General features: G+C 39.1%; 15 protein-coding genes. 5 read left to right on the top strand and 10 right to left on the bottom strand.

Features of this window, described 5'->3' with window-relative positions:
* Positions 1 to 22: 22 nt before the first annotated feature.
* The 3 genes from QF042_RS20460 to QF042_RS20470 all read right to left on the bottom strand — a co-directional run bounded on the left by QF042_RS20460 (position 23) and on the right by QF042_RS20470 (position 2,089).
* Positions 23 to 421, bottom strand: coding sequence for a four helix bundle protein (locus tag QF042_RS20460; RefSeq protein WP_307531858.1), 399 nt, complete (start codon positions 419 to 421; stop codon positions 23 to 25).
* 146 nt (positions 422 to 567) lie between these two features.
* Positions 568 to 1,566, bottom strand: coding sequence for a fumarylacetoacetate hydrolase family protein (locus tag QF042_RS20465; RefSeq protein ID WP_307531860.1), 999 nt, complete (start codon positions 1,564 to 1,566; stop codon positions 568 to 570).
* 67 nt (positions 1,567 to 1,633) lie between these two features.
* Positions 1,634 to 2,089: a hypothetical protein gene (locus QF042_RS20470; protein WP_307531862.1), complete on the bottom strand. Its 456-nt coding sequence runs from the start codon at positions 2,087 to 2,089 to the stop codon at positions 1,634 to 1,636.
* A gap of 280 nt (positions 2,090 to 2,369) precedes the next feature.
* Here QF042_RS20470 and QF042_RS20475 point away from each other — a divergent pair, with 280 nt between their 5' ends.
* The 3 genes from QF042_RS20475 to QF042_RS20485 all read left to right on the top strand — a co-directional run bounded on the left by QF042_RS20475 (position 2,370) and on the right by QF042_RS20485 (position 5,445).
* Positions 2,370 to 3,530, top strand: a complete 1,161-nt coding sequence (locus tag QF042_RS20475; RefSeq protein WP_307531864.1) for a homogentisate 1,2-dioxygenase — start codon at positions 2,370 to 2,372, stop codon at positions 3,528 to 3,530.
* A 177-nt stretch (positions 3,531 to 3,707) separates the two neighbouring features.
* Positions 3,708 to 4,838, top strand: a complete 1,131-nt coding sequence (gene hppD / locus QF042_RS20480; protein ID WP_307531866.1) for a 4-hydroxyphenylpyruvate dioxygenase — start codon at positions 3,708 to 3,710, stop codon at positions 4,836 to 4,838.
* A gap of 133 nt (positions 4,839 to 4,971) precedes the next feature.
* Positions 4,972 to 5,445, top strand: a complete 474-nt coding sequence (locus QF042_RS20485; protein WP_307531868.1) for a hypothetical protein — start codon at positions 4,972 to 4,974, stop codon at positions 5,443 to 5,445.
* 160 nt (positions 5,446 to 5,605) lie between these two features.
* Here the strand turns inward: QF042_RS20485 and QF042_RS20490 are convergent, their stop codons facing one another.
* The 7 genes from QF042_RS20490 to dnaE all read right to left on the bottom strand — a co-directional run bounded on the left by QF042_RS20490 (position 5,606) and on the right by dnaE (position 17,030).
* Positions 5,606 to 7,342, bottom strand: coding sequence for a thiamine pyrophosphate-dependent enzyme (locus QF042_RS20490; protein ID WP_307531871.1), 1,737 nt, complete (start codon positions 7,340 to 7,342; stop codon positions 5,606 to 5,608).
* Between the two features lie 997 nt (positions 7,343 to 8,339).
* Positions 8,340 to 8,858, bottom strand: a complete 519-nt coding sequence (locus tag QF042_RS20495) for a thioredoxin domain-containing protein (RefSeq protein ID WP_307531873.1) — start codon at positions 8,856 to 8,858, stop codon at positions 8,340 to 8,342.
* A gap of 3 nt (positions 8,859 to 8,861) precedes the next feature.
* The gene (locus QF042_RS20500) at positions 8,862 to 9,323 is read right to left on the bottom strand and encodes a redoxin domain-containing protein (RefSeq protein WP_307531875.1); all 462 of its coding nucleotides are present in this window, start codon (positions 9,321 to 9,323) and stop codon (positions 8,862 to 8,864) included.
* Positions 9,324 to 9,392: 69 nt separating this feature from the next.
* Positions 9,393 to 10,310: a DUF58 domain-containing protein gene (locus tag QF042_RS20505; RefSeq protein WP_307531876.1), complete on the bottom strand. Its 918-nt coding sequence runs from the start codon at positions 10,308 to 10,310 to the stop codon at positions 9,393 to 9,395.
* A gap of 464 nt (positions 10,311 to 10,774) precedes the next feature.
* Positions 10,775 to 11,992, bottom strand: a complete 1,218-nt coding sequence (locus QF042_RS20510) for a PQQ-dependent sugar dehydrogenase (RefSeq protein WP_307531879.1) — start codon at positions 11,990 to 11,992, stop codon at positions 10,775 to 10,777.
* A gap of 127 nt (positions 11,993 to 12,119) precedes the next feature.
* Complete coding sequence (gene trxA / locus QF042_RS20515; RefSeq protein WP_029275428.1) at positions 12,120 to 12,440, bottom strand: thioredoxin; 321 nt, start codon at positions 12,438 to 12,440, stop codon at positions 12,120 to 12,122.
* 156 nt (positions 12,441 to 12,596) lie between these two features.
* On the bottom strand, positions 12,597 to 17,030 hold the full coding sequence (gene dnaE / locus QF042_RS20520) for a DNA polymerase III subunit alpha (protein ID WP_307531882.1): 4,434 nt from the start codon (positions 17,028 to 17,030) through the stop codon (positions 12,597 to 12,599).
* Positions 17,031 to 18,067: 1,037 nt separating this feature from the next.
* Here dnaE and mdh point away from each other — a divergent pair.
* Entirely contained in the window at positions 18,068 to 19,006 is a 939-nt protein-coding gene (gene mdh, locus QF042_RS20525) for a malate dehydrogenase (RefSeq protein WP_307531884.1), read from the top strand.
* 257 nt (positions 19,007 to 19,263) lie between these two features.
* The gene (locus tag QF042_RS20530) at positions 19,264 to 19,689 is read left to right on the top strand and encodes an aspartyl protease family protein (protein WP_307531885.1); all 426 of its coding nucleotides are present in this window, start codon (positions 19,264 to 19,266) and stop codon (positions 19,687 to 19,689) included.
* Positions 19,690 to 19,716 lie beyond the last annotated feature (27 nt).

Here is a 19,716-nt window from a genome sequence, read left to right on the forward strand (position 1 = left end):
TTCTAGGTGCAAAGTAAAAAAATTATGTTCCCTTTTTTAAAGCTTTCTTTTTCTTTTCGAAATCTCTTAAGTAATCAATAAATCTTTTTGTTTTGGATGAAAATTCTATGCATTTCTCGTAAAGAAGTTTATAATCTGCTGTAGAGAGTTTTTTAGCTTCTTCTAATATTATAATTTTATTCCTAAACTCCCCTGACGAGCCTTTTGCGTAAACTAAAAAGCGAATGAAATCTGGATTGTTGTTATATTCAAATCCTTCTGCAACATTATCAGACATTGACATTGCGGCTCTTCTAAATTGATCCTTTAACCCAAAATCAGATTTCATTGGTTCTAAATCAGAGATCCTGTAGGCTTCAACACCAACTTGTTTAGCTAGTTGCCAAATCTCTAAATCTTCAAACTTCTCTACTTTTGCCATTATCAAAATTGTATAGGTGAAAATATTAAAATATTATTGGTTTACACCCAGAACATTTCAACTTTCCAACTATTGTAATTAACGCATAATCGATATACGCCCAGAACATTTCAACTTTCCAACTTAGAACTTTACAACAGTTTACTTTACAATTTCTTCAGCGCCAAGATCGAAAAATCGGTATCTGCTTTAGTAATCGTGTTGGTTAGCGCCCCTAGTCCTGTAATTTCCATTTCTACCACATCGCCTGGTTGTAACCATTGCACCTTATAATTTGGATCGTTAAGTAAACCGGTACCGTTTAATTCTAAGAAACAACCCGTTCCCACTGTTCCTGAGCCAATTACATCACCAGGAAGGATATCTACACCGTAAGCACAACGTTCGATAATTTCGGCAAAAGTCCAGTCCATATCAGCAGCATTCCCTTTAGAAACTTCGATACCATTTACTCTACAGGTCATTTTAAGATCGTAAGCATTACCCACATGCCCTTCTTTAGGCGCAACTTTATATTGCAGTAATTCATCAGGAGTTACCAACCACGGACCAATTACGGTAGAAAAATCTTTTCCTTTTGCAGGGCCTAAATTCAGTAGCATTTCTTCCATCTGTAAGGTACGAGCACTCATATCGTTCATCACCATATAACCGGCAATGTATTCATCTGCCTCGGCAGCTTTAATATTTCTACCTTTTTTACCAATAACAATGGCAAGCTCCAATTCGAAATCCAGTTTATCAAAATGATCTGGCATACATTCAATTTCGCCGGTACCCTGAATAGCATTGTGATTGGTGAAATAAAAGATCGGATACTCATCAAATTGAGGAATCATATCAACCTTTCTGTTTCTGCGCGCCGCAGCAACATGCTGCCTGAAAGCGTATCCATCGCGACAACTGGTAGGATGTGGAACAGGTGCCAAAATCTCGTAAAAAATTTCTTCTTTAGCGGCTAAACTACCATCTTTTATTTGATCATCAATCCGTTTTGCTCTTTCCATTAACACTTCTCCACCTTGCAAAAATCCGCTCATGTTATCAGGAATAAGCTTATCACAGCTATTTAAATTATAGATATGCCCATTGATAAATATACCAAGATGCTCCCTGTCTTCGGTTTTATAAGATACTAGTTTCATATACAATTTGGTTAAATACGCGGTAAAGCTAAGCAATTAGGCTATTCAAAATAAAACTTAAGCGTTATTATTTTAACACAGTATATTTCTGAAGGTTTGATTTAATTAAAGGAAAATCTTTTGCCTGGAGTGCCTTATAGTGCTTTTTATTGGAGAGTAATCCACCAATAAATAATCCACCCGATACCCCAACAGGTACCCCTGCAGCAATAAGCACTACTGATTCTACCAACTTATCGCTTTTGGCGGCCAATACAAAAAATGTTAGCCCTCCGGCAATGGCCAGCGGTACAGCAATCCCTTTGCGGTGTATGTATAATGCACTGATGCTATCGGCGCTTAATTTTATGGTATCCTTCCGGTTTCTGATAATGGTTAAGCCATCATCTGTTGCAGCGTAAAAAGAACCTCTTGTTGCGTTTCCACTTCGGTCTATAACCCTAATGGTGTACCTGGCCCTTTGTTGCGCGAAAGTGCTATAGCTCAAGGCTAAAAAAGTTAAACATGTAAAAATAAATTTCATTGGGATGATTGTATAGTAAGTAATTAAAGATAATTAAAATTTCAACTTTTAAATAAAATACTTACCTTGGTACCATTAAAACCATGATCTTAAAAGCATTACATATTAATCTGGTAAACGACGCTATTGCAGCCCGTCGTTATAAGATGCTATCCAAGCTGATCATGGCTCAATATTCGCTGTAATTTTCATTCACCCCTTCTTTTAATTGAAACGCATTACCGTTTTAATTGTTAATTCATTAGGATTTTTTCTTTTCTAACCATAACATCATTTAATTATGCCTATTTATCATAAATTGGGGCAGGTTCCAGCTAAACGTCATACGGTTTTTCGTAAACCTGATGGAAATCTTTATGCCGAAGAATTAGTTTCAACCGAAGGTTTTTCGAGTTTATATTCATTGGTTTATCATTGTCATCCACCAACCATTGTAAAACATTTAGGTGAACCATATAGTGTCGAGCCAATAATTGCTCGCGAAAAACACCTGAAACACACGAGTTTGATCGGTTTTAATATTAAACCCGAAGATGATTTTCTAAAAAGCAGAAAAGCAGTGCTGGTGAATAGCGACCTGCACATCGTTTTGGCAGCGCCAAGAAAATCGATGACCGATTATTTTTACAAAAACAGCCAGGCCGACGAAATGATCTTCGTACATGAAGGTTCAGGAAAGCTTAAAACAGGCTTTGGAGAAATTAAGTTTGCATATGGCGATTATCTGATCATCCCAAGAGGAACCATTTATCAGATGGAGTTTGATACTGAACAAAATAGGCTGTTCATTGTAGAAAGTTTTAGTCCGTTAAGGCCACCAAAAAGATATTTAAACCAGTTTGGACAGTTAATGGAACATGCACCTTATTGTGAACGCGATTTAAGACTGCCTGAAAATCTTCAAACAAACGATGAGTACGGCGATTTTAAAGTGCTGATTAAAAAACAGGGATTAATTTATCCATATACCTATGGTACACATCCTTTTGATTATGTAGGCTGGGACGGTTATCATTATCCATATGCCTTCTCTATCCACGATTTTGAGCCGATAACAGGCCGGTTGCACCAACCACCTCCGGTTCATCAAACTTTCGAAGGGCACAATTTTGTGGTTTGCTCTTTTGTTCCCCGCAAATACGATTACCACCCCGATTCTATTCCGGCACCATATAACCATAGCAACGTAGATAGCGATGAAGTGCTTTATTATGTAGACGGTGATTTTATGAGCCGTAAGAGCGTGGTTAAGGGGCAGATTACCTTACACCCTGGAGGCATTCCGCATGGGCCACATCCCGGTACGGTAGAAAAATCAATCGGAAAAGAAAAAACAGACGAGCTGGCGGTAATGATCGATCCTTTTAAACCTTTAATGCTTACACAGGATGCCCTGGCTATTGAGGACGAGAATTATCACAAAAGCTGGCAGGAGGGGTAGTTTGGAGTCTTGAGTTGGAAGTCCGGAGACCGAGGTCCGAAGATAAAGAGCAGGTGAAATACGTGTTAAACAATCATCCAACATTCAAACTTTACAACATTTAAACTTTACAATATTTAACAACAACATATCACACCCGACTTCGGACTTCCGACCTCGGACTCAATAATAACAACAATGGAAACACAAACATTTGCAGAAAAAATATCAAAAGCACCAGATTTTCTGCCTATTAACGGAACAGACTATATCGAATTTTATGTAGGCAATGCTAAACAAGCGGCTCACTACTACAAAACCGCATTTGGGTTTCAAAGCCTGGCTTATGCCGGACCAGAAACTGGTGTACGTGACCGTTCATCATATGTATTGCAACAGGGTAAAATCAGATTGATCTTAACCACAGCATTAAAATCAGATCATCCAATAGCAGAGCACGTAAAAAAACATGGCGATGGCGTAAAAGTATTAGCGCTTTGGGTAGACGATGCTTACAGTGCCTTCGAAGAAACCACAAAACGTGGTGCGAAAACTTATATGGAGCCTAAAACTTTAACAGATGAAAATGGCGAAGTTAGGATGAGTGGCATTTATACTTATGGCGAAACCGTACACATGTTTATTGAGCGTAAAAATTATACTGGAACTTTTATGCCAGGTTACCGGGTATGGGAAAGCGATTATCAACCTGCCGATGCCGGCCTTTTATATATCGATCATTGTGTTGGTAATGTAGGCTGGAACCGCATGAACGAAGCTGTGCAATGGTATGAGGATGTAATGGGTTTTGTGAACATTTTATCTTTTGATGATAAGCAGATTAACACCGAATATTCGGCTTTGATGAGTAAGGTGATGAGTAATGGGAATGGCTTTTCGAAATTTCCGATTAATGAACCTGCTGAAGGCAAAAAGAAATCGCAAATTGAAGAATACCTGGAATATTATGAAGGTGAAGGCGTTCAGCACATTGCTGTTGCCACTAAAGATATTGTTAAAACAGTTAAAGAATTAAAAGCACGTGGTGTAGAGTTTCTAAGTGCCCCACCAGAGGCTTATTATGATATGATGCCACAACGTGTGGGCAAAATTGATGAGGAAATCTCGCTACTGGAAAGCCTGGGCATTTTGGTCGACTGCGATGAAGAAGGATATTTATTACAGATTTTCACTAAACCAGTAGAAGATCGACCTACTCTTTTCTTCGAAATTATTCAACGTAAAGGTGCACAAAGCTTTGGCGCAGGTAACTTTAAAGCCTTATTTGAATCTTTAGAGCGCGAACAGGAATTGAGAGGTAATTTGTAATACTATTAGCGATATAAGTTAAAGGCAATCAGTAAATCTGGTTGCCTTTTTTATTTACTCATTTTTAGGTATATAATTAAACCAATAAAATAACTAAATTTAGTTACACACAAATATTTAACCTTAAAGAATTATGAAAACACAACTAATGCTGGTATTATTATTACTGGCTGGATCATTTGGCAGTTTCGCGCAACCAAAAGCTGAAATTGTAAAAACCATCAATCAACTGCTGGCAAAAGCAATTGGTGGAACAGATATTACCTTACATAATGGAAAGGAAACTAAATTTAAAATTACCGCAAATTCATTCTCCATTGATGAAGAAATGAATTTCGGAATTTTCACCATCGGAAAAACCTTCTCCAGTTCAGATAATGCCAGGATAGAAAGCTCCAATAAATCGCAAATACAGCACTGGAAAGGATTTAAGGTTAGCCCGGAACAAAACAGCACAACAATTAAATCGATATATCCTGTTTTTGATAAGCGGGAAGAAGAACCTGATAATGATAAAAATGGAATAAAATATTATTGTTTAGCAGGCGATGAAGATAAACTGATAACGGCACTGATGCACCTACAAAGCCTTTATTCGAAGAAATAATTTATTGAGGAGTCAAATATGAGCGTTCGTCATTTCCAGCGAAGTACAACGAAGCCGAGAAATCTAACTAGATTGATCTCTCCATTTCACTGCGCTTCAGTCGAGATGACGAGCTTTTTATCAGATTTTGTGCACGAATTAATATAACTACTTCTTATGCCTATAGCACTTCACCCAAATGTTTATAGTTCGATTTTATCGTATCTAAAACCTCAGTCATTTTTCCGCCTAGCATTAATTTGGCCATCGATTCGGTCATTCCTTTAATCTGTGCCCATTCTATTTTTGGTGGCATTGCTAAAGCATTAGGATTGGTCATAATATTTAACAAAACCGGACCATCTTCACTAAGCGCATGGCTTATTGCGGTTTCTACTTCTCCAGGCTTAGCAACCGTGATTCCTTTAAAACCCATCGCCTGCGCCACCAACGCAAAATCCGGATTGATCATATCCGTTTCGTTATCAGGCAAACCATCTACTTCCATTTCCAGCTTAACCATTCCTAAAGCCCTGTTGTTAAAAACAATTAGCTTTATAGGGAGATTATACTGTTTTATAGTAGCCAGATCGCCCAGGAGCATTGATAAACCACCATCGCCACAAAGGGCAATCACCTGCTGTTGCGGACGCGCCAGAGCCGCCCCTATGGCCATGGGCATAGCATTGGCCATTGAGCCATGGTTAAAAGAGCCCAGCATTTTTCGTTTACCAGTTCCATCAATAAAACGAGCTCCCCAAACACAACACATCCCAGTATCTACGGTAAAGATAGCGTCATTCGTAGCCAATTTATTAATGGTCTCGGCAACAAATTCTGGCTGGATTTTATTTTCTTCGCCCTGATCTTTAACATACACCTGCTGGCTTTCTTTTATTTTTTGATAGAATTCCAGTTGAGATTTTAAAAATTTATCATCTTTCTTCTCTCTCAAAAGGGGTAATAGTGCTTTAATCGAATCGCTAATATTACCGCATAAGCCCATGGTTAGTTTTGCTCTACGACCTAAGCGTTCAGGTTTTTCGTCAATCTGAACAATCTTATTTTTTTGGGGCATGAAGTTTACATAAGGAAAATCGGTTCCCAACAAAAGCACCACATCAGCCTCATGCATGGCATGGTATCCCGATGGCTGCCCTAGAAGCCCAGTCATCCCCACTTCGTAAGGATTATCATATTGGATACCCATTTTGCCCCGGAACGAAAATCCGACAGGGGCTTTCAATTTGGCTGCAAGTTGTACCACTTCATCGTGTGCTTCGGCAGCGCCTATCCCACAATAGAGCATAATTTTCTTCTCACTATTAAGCAAGGCAGATAAATCATTTAGTTCCAAATCGGAAGGACGGATAACAGACTTATTATTAAACAACTGCATGGAAGTTACACTTTCTACAGCGTCCATTTGAGCTACATCACCAGGCAAACCAAAAACGGAAACACCTTTTTTATGAATGGCATGCTGAATGGCGGTCTGAAACATTCTGGGTACCTGTTCGGCGGTGGTGGCTACCTGATTATAGTAACTACAATCGTCGAATAATTTAATGGTATTGGTTTCCTGAAAAAATTCCATTCCGAATTCGCCTGTTGGAATGGTTGAGGCAATGGCAATTACGGGAACATGAGAGCGATGCGCATCGTAAAGACCGTTGATCAAGTGAACATGCCCAGGTCCACAACTTCCTGCACAACAAGCTATTCCATCAAGTTCAGACTCAGCTGCTGCAGCAAAAGCACCAACCTCTTCATTACGAACGTGAATCCATTTTATTTTGCCGTTTCGCCTTACCGCATCGTTAAAATAATTCAAACTATCTCCAGTAACGGCGTAAACTCTCTTTACGCCAACTTCAACCAGCATTTCAACCAGTTGTTCTGCCACATTTTTACTCATGAAAGTATTTTTTAATCGGGGATTGTTTTATTAATACCTTATAAATAGATGAAGCAGTGATATTGTTTTAATTAGCAGATAGAAAAGAGGCCAATCTGACTTATTAAAGACTTTAACTTTAGCGTTGTAACATAAGTAATGCAATAATGTGAGAATGAAGTTTCTTCACTAAAACTTCATAATTGAAGTGCACCTTTGAAGTAACAAAACACGAAGCGATTTCAATTTTGTTAAATTCTAAAAACTCATAATTAGTTTTTTAGTTTTCCGGTTACCCTTATCTGATACCTCATGTATTGCAAAATACATGAGGTTTTTTTGTTTTGCTTTGTGGACTATTAAGCCTGCAGTAAATTAATTTTAAAAAAACTGATTAACTTAGGAATATTAAATTTTATTACGGAATGGCACGAAAAGATGGGCACTAACCAATCAAAAGCGCTGCCATCCTGTATGATAAGCTAAATTATGTTCTCAAAGGCAATAGGAATACTAATGATCCTCTCTCATGTTTGTTTGAAAATGCCCCTGGCTGAAAGTAAAGCTCAAAAAAACCAGGTTAGACCTGCAAGTACTGACAGTTCTAAAGTATACAAAATAACTAAACCAGCATTAGCTGATCAGACCAACAGGCAAAATTCCATCTGTGCGATATCTTTAAAATACACACACGATCGCAACTTAGTCACGTTTGCGAAAATCACAATAAAAAACAAGAGCAAACAGCTTATCAAAATTTTCTCTTTGCTTCTCGAGGGCGATGCAACCAAAGGCTGCACCAAGACCTATGAGATTAAGCGGAAGATCGAGCTTAAACCTAATCAGTCAGTCACCATTTCCCAGCGTTTAGTTCCTGGCGATTGTGAATTCCACATCGTCAAAGACCTGCATATAAAATATAATATAAACGTTAACTTCACGCTCGACTAAAGAGACCTTCCGCATAAATTATGCAATATGGCACAGAAGAGCTGGCTTATATCCTGTGCCTTCCCTCCTATTCGGCACTTTCTTTAAGCATCTGATAAAGGTCTGTTGCTCCCCCATCAAATTTAGTTCCGTTTACATAAAATGAAGGCGTTCCGTTTACCCCACTCCGCACACCACTATCAAAATCATCTTCTATTTTTCGTTTGATCTCTTCTGAAGTGCTGTCTTGCTGAAACTGCTCAAAGTCCAAACCAATCGTTTCAGCCAATTCGTCGAACAGCTCACCATTTAAGCGGTACTGGTTTTCGTAGAGTGCATCGTGCATTTCCCAAAACTTACCTTGTAAACCTGCAGCTTCTGCAGCAATGGCAGCCGGAAAAGCAAACTCATGCGCATTTGCCAAAGGAAAATGACGGAAGATAAATTTGATCTGATGGCCAAATGTTTCTTCAATTTCCTTCATAATCGGGTAAGCATTGCCACAATATGGGCATTGATAATCGCCAAATTCGACAATAGTTACACTAGCCGAATCGTCGCCTTGAATATGATCTTGACTATTTATTTCAGGTTTTAAAGTGCTCATAACTTATTTCTTATCTAATTGTTCTAATGCATCTAAAATTCCATCAGCACCAGGGTTAACGGCTATCGGCGACAAGTAACTCCAGGCGATTTTTCCCTCTTTATCAATCACAAAAAGTGCCCTTTTACTTTCACCAAGTTCTTCATCGTACACGCCGTAAGCTTTTGATACTGCGCCTTTTGGTTCAAAATCGGCCAAAAGTGGAAAATGCAGCTTTCTATTTTCTTCGAAAGCGAGGTGGCACCAAACACTATCAACAGAAACACCGAAAATCTGTGCGTCGTACTTATTAAAATATTTTAGCATTTCGTTATAAAGTGCCATTTGGTCGCTGCATACCGGGCTCCAATCGGCAGGATAAAAAGCCAGGATTACATTTTTACCTTTAAAATCTTTAAGTTTTATTTTCTGATCGGGAGTAGCATTCAATTGGAAATCTGGTGCTGTAGCGCCTTTTTCTAACATATTGGGGAGTTTAAAATTTAAATCATTTATATAAAACAGCACAGAACCGCTGTTGTTTGCAATAAAATGTTAACCTAATTTTTGCCGTTTGATTAAATAAGACTGAAGGATTGGATAAAATCCCTCGTTCATATCCGCATCAATTAAGTCGATTTTATATTGGGCACACTTTAGCGCAATTTGCTGACGATAAGCAGAAATTGCCGCTGTATAATTTTCTTTTACCTGATTGGTATGTACTTTAATTGTTTCGCCGGTTTCCATATCGATAAACTGGTATGGGCGGTTCTCAAAATTGAACTCAACTTCTTTTGATTTATCCACTACGTTAAAAACCACCACTTCATGTTTGTTGAATTTTAAATGCTGCAGGGCATCAAAAAACTCGTCCGTTTTATCCATACTGGTCTGCGTATTAAATAAATCGCTGAAAATAATAACCAAAGAGCGTTTATGAATTAATTCGGCTACCTGATGCAAAGCTTCGCTCAAATTAGTTTGCGCATTTACCTTAGGCTTGTGCAGCAGTTCTTCTAATTGTGTAAATAAATATTTTTGGTGTACAGTAGTCGACTTTGCCGGCGAATTCAACAGTATTTCATCTGTAAATAAGCTTAAACCAAAGGCATCGCGCTGTTTCTTCAACAAATACATTAATGATGCAGTAGCCTGTATAGCGAAAATCAGTTTGTTATTTTTAGGTTCAGGAAAATACATTGATGAGGAAACATCAATCACAAACTGACAACGCAAATTGGTTTCTTCTTCGAAACGTTTACTGTAAAGTTTATCAGTTTTGGCATATAATTTCCAGTCGATATTTTTAACATTATCGCCATTATTATACTGACGGTGTTCGGCAAATTCGACTGAAAAGCCATGAAATGGACTTTTATGCAGTCCGGTAATAAAACCTTCTACCACTTGCTGTGCAAGCAATTCTAAATTACCATAGCTTGTTTCGTTTTCATAGTTTACAGCCTGCATAGGGTAAAGCTAATAAAAGATTTATTAAAAAACTTGTAAAAATCTATCAGGTTTGGGTGGAAAAAATATATTTTATCGATAAGCATGGTTTAGAAGTACATAACATTTTTAAGTGATTTGGAAAGCAACTGTAGTTCCGTTTAGGCTAGTACAGCCCCGCCCCCGCTTCTGCCGATGAAACCTGTGAAACAAGCAAGCACACAATAAAACAACAAAAATAAGTGCTTAAAATCGGCATCTTGCTTCGGTCGGGTTTAAGTGGCACCTGCTGTGCTCCTATCCATAGTAAACAAACCCGATTGCAGTGGTAGCTGCCGGCTTCACGCCGGCACTACAAACGGAAAGCGGGACTGAAAATGCTATGGAAAACAGAACCCTCATTTCCAAAAACGAATAAAATGGTTTAAAACAAAAAAATCCCGAACTCTAATGAATTCGGGATCAATATTTTATAATTACCTAATTTATTTCTTAGCTATTCTAAACAAATGTCCATTATCGGTTACCGAATAAAGCGCTCCGTCCTTTCCTTCTACCATATCGCGGAAACGTTCGCCTTTACCTTCCAGCAATCGCTCTTCGCCAACAATTTTATCATCTTTTATCATCAATCTGATAATATGCGAACCGCCTAAACCGCCTACAAATAAATTTCCTTTCCATTCTGCAATGCTGTTACTATTGTAAAACGCAATACAACCTGGTGAAATACTTGGATTCCAGTAGTAAACAGGTTGCTCCATCCCTTCTTTCTGTTGAATGCCATCGCCCACTTTTTTACCGCTATATTCAGTTCCGTAGGTGATAATTGGCCAACCATAGTTTTTGCCCGGTTTAATAATATTCACCTCATCGCCTCCTTTAGGGCCAAATTCGGCTTCCCATAAATCTCCGGTTAACGGATTAATGGCCAAACCATCCGGATTCCGCAATCCGTAGGCATAAATTTCTGGTTTTGCATCTGCCTTGCCAGCAAATGGTCCATTCGCCACTGCTTTGCCATCGGTGGTAAGGTGTAAGATTTTACCCAGAGAAGAATTTAAATACTGCGCCTGGATTCTGATATCGCTGCCGGAACGTTCGCCTGTACTTACAAATAAATTGCCATTTTTATCGAAAACAATTCTCGATCCGTATTGCAGTTTACCTCCATAAGCTGGTGTAGCCCTGTAAATTATGGTTTGGTTCTCTATGGTAGTTTCATTAGCTGCCAATTTACCTTTGGCAATGGCCAATAAAACACCTTTATCCTGGGGCTCTGAATAAGCCCAATAAATCATCCTGTTTTTAGCAAAGTTCGGATCTAAGGTTACATCCAATAAACCGCCCTGGCCTGAAGGATCTACCTTTGGTAAACCGGTTATCTTTTTGCTTAATTTCCCATCAGGCGTAAGGATCACCATTGTACCCTGTTTTTGTGTAATTAAAAAACCACCATTTGGAAGAACTGAAATGGCCCATGGATTTTCTAACTTTTCGTTAATAATCGTAATATCCAGCGGGGTTTTGGTTTTTACACCTGCGATTCGGGTTTGCCCTGCAAATGCCGGTTTATAATCAGCTGAGGGTTCGTTAGTTTCAACAGGGTTCTGCGCCGATACACATGCAATATTTGCACAGTTTAGCGTTAAACCTGTCAATAAAATACCTAAAGTTTTATTGTTAAATAAGTTAATAGACATGATTGTTAGTTTTTTATTAAAGAAACAAAATTATGTTTGCAATAAAAAACCCAAATCCATCAAATGAACCTGGGGTTTTAAATATGTTACAAGCCTTTAGGCTTTGGTCTTCTGCTTTAAGCTTAAACTAAGCCAATTGCTTGTTTAATTTTTCTGCTAATACTGATTTTGGAACAGCACCAACTTGTTTGTCAACAACCTGACCATCTTTAAAGTATAATAAAGCCGGGATGTTACGGATACCAAATTGCATTGAAATTTGAGGGTTGTTATCAACGTTCACTTTTCCAACTACCGCTTTACCATCGTATTCTTTTGCGATTTCTTCTACTACCGGACCAACCATGCGACAAGGGCCACACCATTCTGCCCAAAAATCTACTAATACGGGTTTATCTGATTTTAATACAAGCTCCTCGAAGTTTGCATCTGTGATTTCTAATGCCATAATTATTTTTTTTATGTTCAAATATATGTATTCAATTGTAATGCCAACCCATCTGTAATGTCAATTTGACATTATTTTGAGGTAGAGGGCTTAAAGGTGAAGGGTATAAGGCTTAGGCGGCTTTAACCTTCCACCTTAAACCTTCCGCCTCATACCTTAGTTTAGCTTGTAATTTACAACATTCAATCCAAGCAATTGTTCCAAAAACTTATTGCTTGGATTTATTTTAAGATTTTTCGATGGCATATCCAACATAATCTCCTTTTCTCTATCAAAAATAGCAAAGTTAAGTTGGCAGTTTTGCTGCTCAGAGTTTGCCTTATTGTCTGCTAGTATGGCTTCAATCTCGCGCATCAGCTGATCGTTAACCCGCTCAATCGGCACCTGGATAGTTAAACTTTTCGCTAGTTTATCCCTTAGTTCAGACATTAAGTTAATGGCGGTGATTTTAAATTCCCAATCTCCGGCTTTACCGAAACGCTCACCAACCCTGCCTCTAATCTGTAAGAAATATCCTTCTGTTAAAAACGATTTAAACTTTAAAAAATCTTCCCCGAACAAGGCCATTTCACTTGCATCTTCATAATCTTCGAAAACAAAAGTACCAAAGGGCTTACCTGTTTTGGTAATCCTTTGCGATGCTGTGACTACGAGTCCGCCTACACAAAGCTCACGGTTTTTTAGTTTTTCGAATTCGGCCAATATTTCTTCGTTGTTATCGCCCATACGCACCTTATTAATGATACTCAGCTGTTTAACACCATGTGTACAGAATTTATCGAGTTCGAGTTTATAATTGTCTAAAGGGTGGCCGGAAAGGAAAATCCCGATAGCATCTTTCTCGTATTTTAACCTGTCCATTAATGCCCATTCTGGTGAAACTGGCAAACTTGGTTCTAAAATAAGGTCAGCTTTAGAGCCCCCGAACAAGGAAGCCTGTGAGGTACTTTCGTTGTTCTGAAAATCGTTGGCATATTTAATAATCTTTTCGATACCATTCATTTTATCGTTCGGGCCGATATAAAAATACTGCGCCCTATGACCTCCAAATGCATCGAAAGCACCGCTGTATACAAAACTCTCGTAAGCTTTTTTATTTACAATACGCGTGTTGGAACGCTTGGCGAAATCGTACACATTATTATAGGGTCCGTTTGCCAATCTTTCTTCAATAATACTCTCTACTGCCTTTTCACCAACACCTTTTACTGCCGACATCCCAAAACGGACTTCGCCTTTGGCATTTACTGAGAATTTGAGATCGGATTCGTTAACATCGGGACCTAATACGGTAACACTCATCTGTCGACATTCTTCCATGAAGAAAGCCACCTGTTTAATATCACTCATGTTGTTCGACAGTACCGCAGCCATATATTCAGCAGGATAATGTGCTTTTAAGTATGCGGTTTGATAGGCAATCCATGCATAACAGGTAGAGTGCGATTTATTAAAAGCGTAGGATGCAAATGCTTCCCAATCTTTCCATATTTTTTCTAAAGTTGTGGCATCGTGACCTTTCTCGGCGGCTTGTTTCACAAACTTTGGTTTCATTTTATCCAGAACGTCTTTCTGTTTCTTACCCATCGCCTTACGCAGCACGTCGGCCTCACCTTTGGTAAATCCAGCCAGTTTCTGCGATAAAAGCATTACCTGCTCCTGATAAACGGTAATTCCGTAGGTTTCTTTCAAATACTCTTCACAGGCATCTAAATCGTATTTAATCTCTTCTTCACCATTTTTACGGCGAACGAAACTCGGGATGTACTCCATTGGTCCCGGGCGATATAATGCGTTCATTGCAATTAAATCGTCGAAAACTGTTGGTTTCAGCTCCTTCATGTATTTCTGCATACCTGGACTCTCATACTGAAAAATCCCGATGGTTTCACCACGCTGGAAAAGCTCATAGGTTAATACATCATCAATGGGGAAATTATCCGGATCGAGATCGATGCCAAACCGTTTTTTAACCAGTTTTACGGTATCCTTTATCAGGGTAAGGGTTTTTAAGCCCAAAAAGTCCATCTTTAATAAACCCGCGCTCTCTACAACCGAGTTATCAAATTGGGTAACATATAAATCAGAATCTTTTGCAGTAGAAACAGGAACGAAATTGGTAATATCACTTGGCGTAATAATCACCCCGCAGGCATGGATACCGGTATTTCGCAAAGAGCCCTCTAAAATCTGTGCCTGTTGAATGGTTTCGGCACTTAAATCTTTTAATGCACCAAGGTTCTTCAATTCTACTACGCGTTCATATTCATCAGGGCGCAAAGATTCTTTTAAAGTTTTTTCATCCAGCGTGAAGATTTTGGCGAGCTTCATGTTCGGAATCAGCTTGGCAATTTTATCTGCTTCAAAAAGTGGCAAATCCAATACCCTTGCGGTATCGCGGATAGAAGATTTGGCAGCCATGGTTCCATAAGTGATAATCTGCGCCACCTGGCTGGAACCGTATTTGTTGATTACGTATTCCATTACACGGCCACGGCCCTCATCATCAAAATCGATATCAATATCGGGCATGGATACTCGATCGGGGTTTAAGAAACGCTCAAAAAGGAGATCGTACTTAATCGGATCGATATTCGTGATCCACAAACAATAAGCAACCACCGACCCGGCTGCAGAACCACGGCCAGGGCCCACCGAAACATCCCTGCGACGGGCTTCGGCAATAAAATCCTGTACAATTAGGAAATAACCCGGATAACCTGTTTTCTCGATGGTTTGCAATTCGAAATCTAATCGCTCAATAATTTCAGGGGTTAATACACCATAACGTTTCTTGGCACCCTCGTAGGTAAGGTGCCGTAAAAATTTATTTTCCCCACGTTTTCCACCGTCGGCTTCATCCTCGGCCACTAAAAATTCGCCTGGAATATCGAATTTAGGTAAGAGTACTTCGCGGGCGAGTTTATAGATTTCGATTTTATCTACAATTTCTTTAATGTTTAAAATCGCCTCTGGCAAATCGGCAAAAAGCGATTTCATTTCATCACCAGATTTGAAATAATATTCTTGATTGGGCAAACCATAACGGTAACCGCGGCCACGGCCAATTGGTGTTGCCTGTTTTTCGCCATCTTTTACACAAAGCAAAATATCATGTGCATTCGCATCCTTTTTGTTAATGTAATAGGTATTATTGGTGGCTACCAGTTTAACAGCATGTTTTCTAGCCAATGCAATCAACGATTCATTTACACGGTCTTCATCTTCCTGGTTGTGGCGCATTACCTCCACATAGAAATCATCGCCAAACATGTTCTTCCACCAGATCAGTGCTTCTTCAGCCTGGGTTTCACCCATGTTTAAAATTTTGTTCGAAATCTCTCCGGAAAGGTTACCCGATAGAACAATAATATCATCTTTATACTGTTCAATTACCGCCCTATCAATACGTGGAACGTAATAAAAACCCTTGGTATAAGCGATAGAAGACATTTTAGCTAAATTGTGATAGCCTTTTTTGTTCTTCGCCAACAGTACCATCTGGTAACCGTTATCTTTTACAGTCCGGTCTAAGTGGTTGCCACAAACAAAAAACTCTACCCCAACAATCGGCGTCATGACCACCTCAGTTGGACGCTCACCTGCTTCTATTGCGGCAGCATTTTTTGCTTCGGCAGCTTTATTATGGTTTAAAACATGATTTACAAAGTGAAAGGCCCCCATCATGTTCGCATGATCGGTCATGGCTACTGCCGGCATCTTTTGTGCTGCCGCGGCTTTTACCAGATCGGGGATACTGATGGTACTTTGCAATACCGAAAACTGGGTATGGTTGTGTAAATGAACAAAAGTTGCTGCAGCAAGTTCCTGTTTGTTTCCGGCAAGTTCTTGTTTAGAAATGCCTCCACCCTCTGCTTTTTGTAAACGTTTGCGGATTTCATCAGAAGCTGCTTTTAAATTGATGTGTTTTAAACCAACACCTTCAATCGTAGCTGGGTTTACCTCTCTAAAACGAGGGAAATATTCTACGTCAACCTGTAGTTCTTCTTTTTTAAAAACTTCTCGTTTTACCAGCTCTAAGAAACAACGTGTAGTTGCTTCCACATCGGCAGTTGCATTGTGGGCTTCGTTAAAAGGAACACCAAATAAATAAGCATGTAACTCGGTTAAGGTTGGCAGTTTAAACCTTCCGCCCCTACCGCCTGGTAATTGTAAAAGTTGAGCCGTAACTTCGGTACAGGTATCCAAAACTGGCATTTCTGCCAGGCGATTAGCCACACCAAATCGGTGAAACTCACAGCCCATAATGTTCACATCGAAGCCAACGTTTTGCCCTACAATAAACTTAGCTTTATTTAATACTTCATTAAACTTTGCCAACATTTCCTCAAACCCAATACCTTGTTCGGCAGCCAGTTCGGTAGAGATCCCGTGAATGCGTTCTGCGTCGTACGGAATATTAAATCCCTCTGGTTTAACCAGATAATCCTGATGTTCAACCAATCTCCCCATCTCATCGTGCAATTGCCATGCAATCTGAATACAACGCGGCCAATTATCCGTATCGGTAATGGGTGCGTTATAATTACGTGGCAAACCAGTGGTTTCAGTATCAAAAATTAAGTACATATTGTGCGGTAAAGAATTAACCGTTTTAGAATAATAACGGTTCTTCAAAAATAAGGAATTTGAGGGTTGAAGTTGTCAGGATTTTATCAACAAAAATATGACGAGCAAACCTATCAGGTTTTTTCAAAGCACATTATCATTTTGTTTCTTTTACCTTTTTATTTTTTTTGGAAATGAGTGCTTCGATTTTTCATCGGGCTTTCAGTCCCGCTATACGCTTTACTTCGTTGCACTACGTGTTCGCTGCTATCGGGTTTAGATAACAAAAGTCTGTGGTCAAAACTTAAAAAAGCCATAGTCAAAGAGTTAATAATGCAACAAGCTTTAAAATTCATTTTCCCATAGGATTTTCAGCCCAGGATAGTAGCACAATTGGCACCACCTAAACCCGATCGGAAGCGGTATTCCGATTTAAGCATTGCTGTTCATTGTTTTTTGACCTGCTTGCTTGTTTCACAGGTTTCATCGGAATTTAGCAAAGAGCGGGACTGAACCCGCCTATGAAAAACTGAACGTATGTTTTCAAAAACAATCAATGCATCATACAAAGTAATGAGGAGATTCTTCGCTGCGCTATCATTGACAGAATCCGTTAGTGCTGTCGTCATTGCGAGGAGGAACGACGAAGCAATCTTTCCTGCTAATGATTCTACTATAAAGATTGCTTCCCCGAAAATCGGGGCGGGCTGTCGGCTGAAGCTTTCTTATAATGACGATAATCTGAGGAAATTTATCTCCTTAAATCCCTGTCATTTATATTGATTTTTATACAATAAATTAACCCTCAGAATGACAGGGAAGGAAAAGCTACCCCCCTAACTTATTAATTCCGTTACATTTTTTACCTTCCAAGGCTTATTATTGAGAGTTAAAATCGGCTTGTTTTCCATAGTTGGCTTTGCTTTAATGCTTCTGCTTTTGAACTTATTAAGCAAACCATCATCAAATTATAAAGTTTTGAAAAGGATTTTTAAACCTTATATTTATTTCTACCTTCGATTAAGATTAACGATACGCAAACCATTAAAATAAAATATATGAAAGTAACGGTTGTTGGCGCAGGCGCAGTTGGTGCCACTTGTGCAGATAATATTGCCCGCAAAGAATTAGCGAACGAACTTGTCCTGTTAGATATTAAAGAGGGTTTTGCCGAAGGCAAAGCGATCGACATGATGCAAACTGCAACCCTTTTGGGTTTCGACACCAAAATTACAGGCGTAACCGGCGATTACAGCAAAACTGCTGGTTCTGATGTGGTCGTAATTACTTCAGGATTGCCCCGCAAACCAGGGATGACCAGAGAAGAACTGATCGGTATTAATGCCGGTATTGTTAAAGGTGTTGCCGAAAATATTTTAAAATTCTCTCCGGAAGCCATTTTCATCGTGATCAGTAATCCGATGGATACCATGACTTACCTTGCCCTAAAATCTTTGGGTCTGCCTAAAAACCGCATTATCGGCATGGGCGGAACGTTAGATAGCTCCCGTTTCAAATTTTATTTATCGCAGGCTTTAAATTGTAATCCTAACGATTTGCAGGGCTTTGTAATTGGCGGCCATGGCGATACCACTATGATTCCACTAACCCGTTTAGCTACCTACCAAAGTTTACCAGTTAGTAATTTATTAGATCAAGCTACACTTGATAAAGTTGCAGCTGATACCATGGTTGGTGGTGCTACTTTAACAGGTTTAATCGGAACTTCGGCCTGGTATGCGCCAGGTGCCGCAGGTGCTGCATTGGTTGAAGCGATTTTACGTGACGAGAAAAAATTATTTACCTGCTGTGTTTCGCTAGAAGGAGAATACGGACAAGAAGATATCTGTTTAGGTGTACCGGTAATTATTGGTCGTAATGGTTGGGAAAAAATCATCGATTTTAAATTAACCGAAGATGAGCAGGCTGCATTTAATAAAAGTGCCGATGCAGTAAGAAATATGAATAACGTACTGGCAGAAATGAAATTGGTTTAACACCATTCTGAAGATTAATTTTTAAAGGAAGTATTAAATTACTAAAATAGATTTCCTCGGTTCGTCATTCCCAACTCGATTGGGAATCTTAATGCAATAGGCTTTAAGATTCCCGCCTACGCGAGAATGACGACCGTTTTTGACATCCATCTATTCGGTATTTCCCTGCCTGAATAGCTAGCCGGTCGTGGCATTTTTTACACTTAAATAAGTTGTCACCCTGAGCGTAGTCGAAGGGCAGTAGACATAAATAAACAATGAAATCAATTTCAATCCCATTAAAACTCATAAACTTACAAGACGACGGCTTCCACCTTTTAGTAGAAGTTGTTGTTTTTAAGGAAAAACATTTTGCTGTTTTAGATACTGGCGCTTCAAGAAGTGTTTTCGATAAATCATTAATCGAACAACATTTATCAGAAACGCTGCAAGTATCCGACGAGATTAACGCTGCCACCCTTTTTACCACCACCACTACCATCCAGGCTACCATTCCAGAACTAAAAATCGGACCACTAAAGATCAAGAATTATGAAACTGTGGCTTTTGATCTGCAATCAGTGAGCGAAACCTACCAACAGTTTGGCCACCCACCTATTATGAGTATTATTGGAGGAGATATATTAATGCAATATAAAGCCGTTATTAATTACAAGAAAATGATCCTTAAGCTTTATAGATAAACGTAATTTTATTTTATGACTTTAATC

Origin of the sequence: Pedobacter sp. W3I1 (genome assembly GCF_030816015.1) — a bacterium.
In the GTDB taxonomy this organism is placed as follows: Bacteria; Bacteroidota; Bacteroidia; order Sphingobacteriales; family Sphingobacteriaceae; genus Pedobacter.

Bases quoted from the DNA above. Each gene is read 5' to 3' on its own strand.
- QF042_RS20460 (WP_307531858.1), bottom strand. From the start codon at position 421: ATGGCAAAAGTAGAGAAGTTTGAAGATTTAGAGATTTGGCAACTAGCT.
- QF042_RS20465 (WP_307531860.1), bottom strand. From the start codon at position 1,566: ATGAAACTAGTATCTTATAAAACCGAAGACAGGGAGCATCTTGGTATA.
- QF042_RS20470 (WP_307531862.1), bottom strand. From the start codon at position 2,089: ATGAAATTTATTTTTACATGTTTAACTTTTTTAGCCTTGAGCTATAGC.
- QF042_RS20475 (WP_307531864.1), top strand. From the start codon at position 2,370: ATGCCTATTTATCATAAATTGGGGCAGGTTCCAGCTAAACGTCATACG.
- hppD (WP_307531866.1), top strand. From the start codon at position 3,708: ATGGAAACACAAACATTTGCAGAAAAAATATCAAAAGCACCAGATTTT.
- QF042_RS20485 (WP_307531868.1), top strand. From the start codon at position 4,972: ATGAAAACACAACTAATGCTGGTATTATTATTACTGGCTGGATCATTT.
- QF042_RS20490 (WP_307531871.1), bottom strand. From the start codon at position 7,342: ATGAGTAAAAATGTGGCAGAACAACTGGTTGAAATGCTGGTTGAAGTT.
- QF042_RS20495 (WP_307531873.1), bottom strand. From the start codon at position 8,858: ATGAGCACTTTAAAACCTGAAATAAATAGTCAAGATCATATTCAAGGC.
- QF042_RS20500 (WP_307531875.1), bottom strand. From the start codon at position 9,323: ATGTTAGAAAAAGGCGCTACAGCACCAGATTTCCAATTGAATGCTACT.
- QF042_RS20505 (WP_307531876.1), bottom strand. From the start codon at position 10,310: ATGCAGGCTGTAAACTATGAAAACGAAACAAGCTATGGTAATTTAGAA.
- QF042_RS20510 (WP_307531879.1), bottom strand. From the start codon at position 11,992: ATGTCTATTAACTTATTTAACAATAAAACTTTAGGTATTTTATTGACA.
- trxA (WP_029275428.1), bottom strand. From the start codon at position 12,440: ATGGCATTAGAAATCACAGATGCAAACTTCGAGGAGCTTGTATTAAAA.
- dnaE (WP_307531882.1), bottom strand. From the start codon at position 17,030: ATGTACTTAATTTTTGATACTGAAACCACTGGTTTGCCACGTAATTAT.
- mdh (WP_307531884.1), top strand. From the start codon at position 18,068: ATGAAAGTAACGGTTGTTGGCGCAGGCGCAGTTGGTGCCACTTGTGCA.
- QF042_RS20530 (WP_307531885.1), top strand. From the start codon at position 19,264: ATGAAATCAATTTCAATCCCATTAAAACTCATAAACTTACAAGACGAC.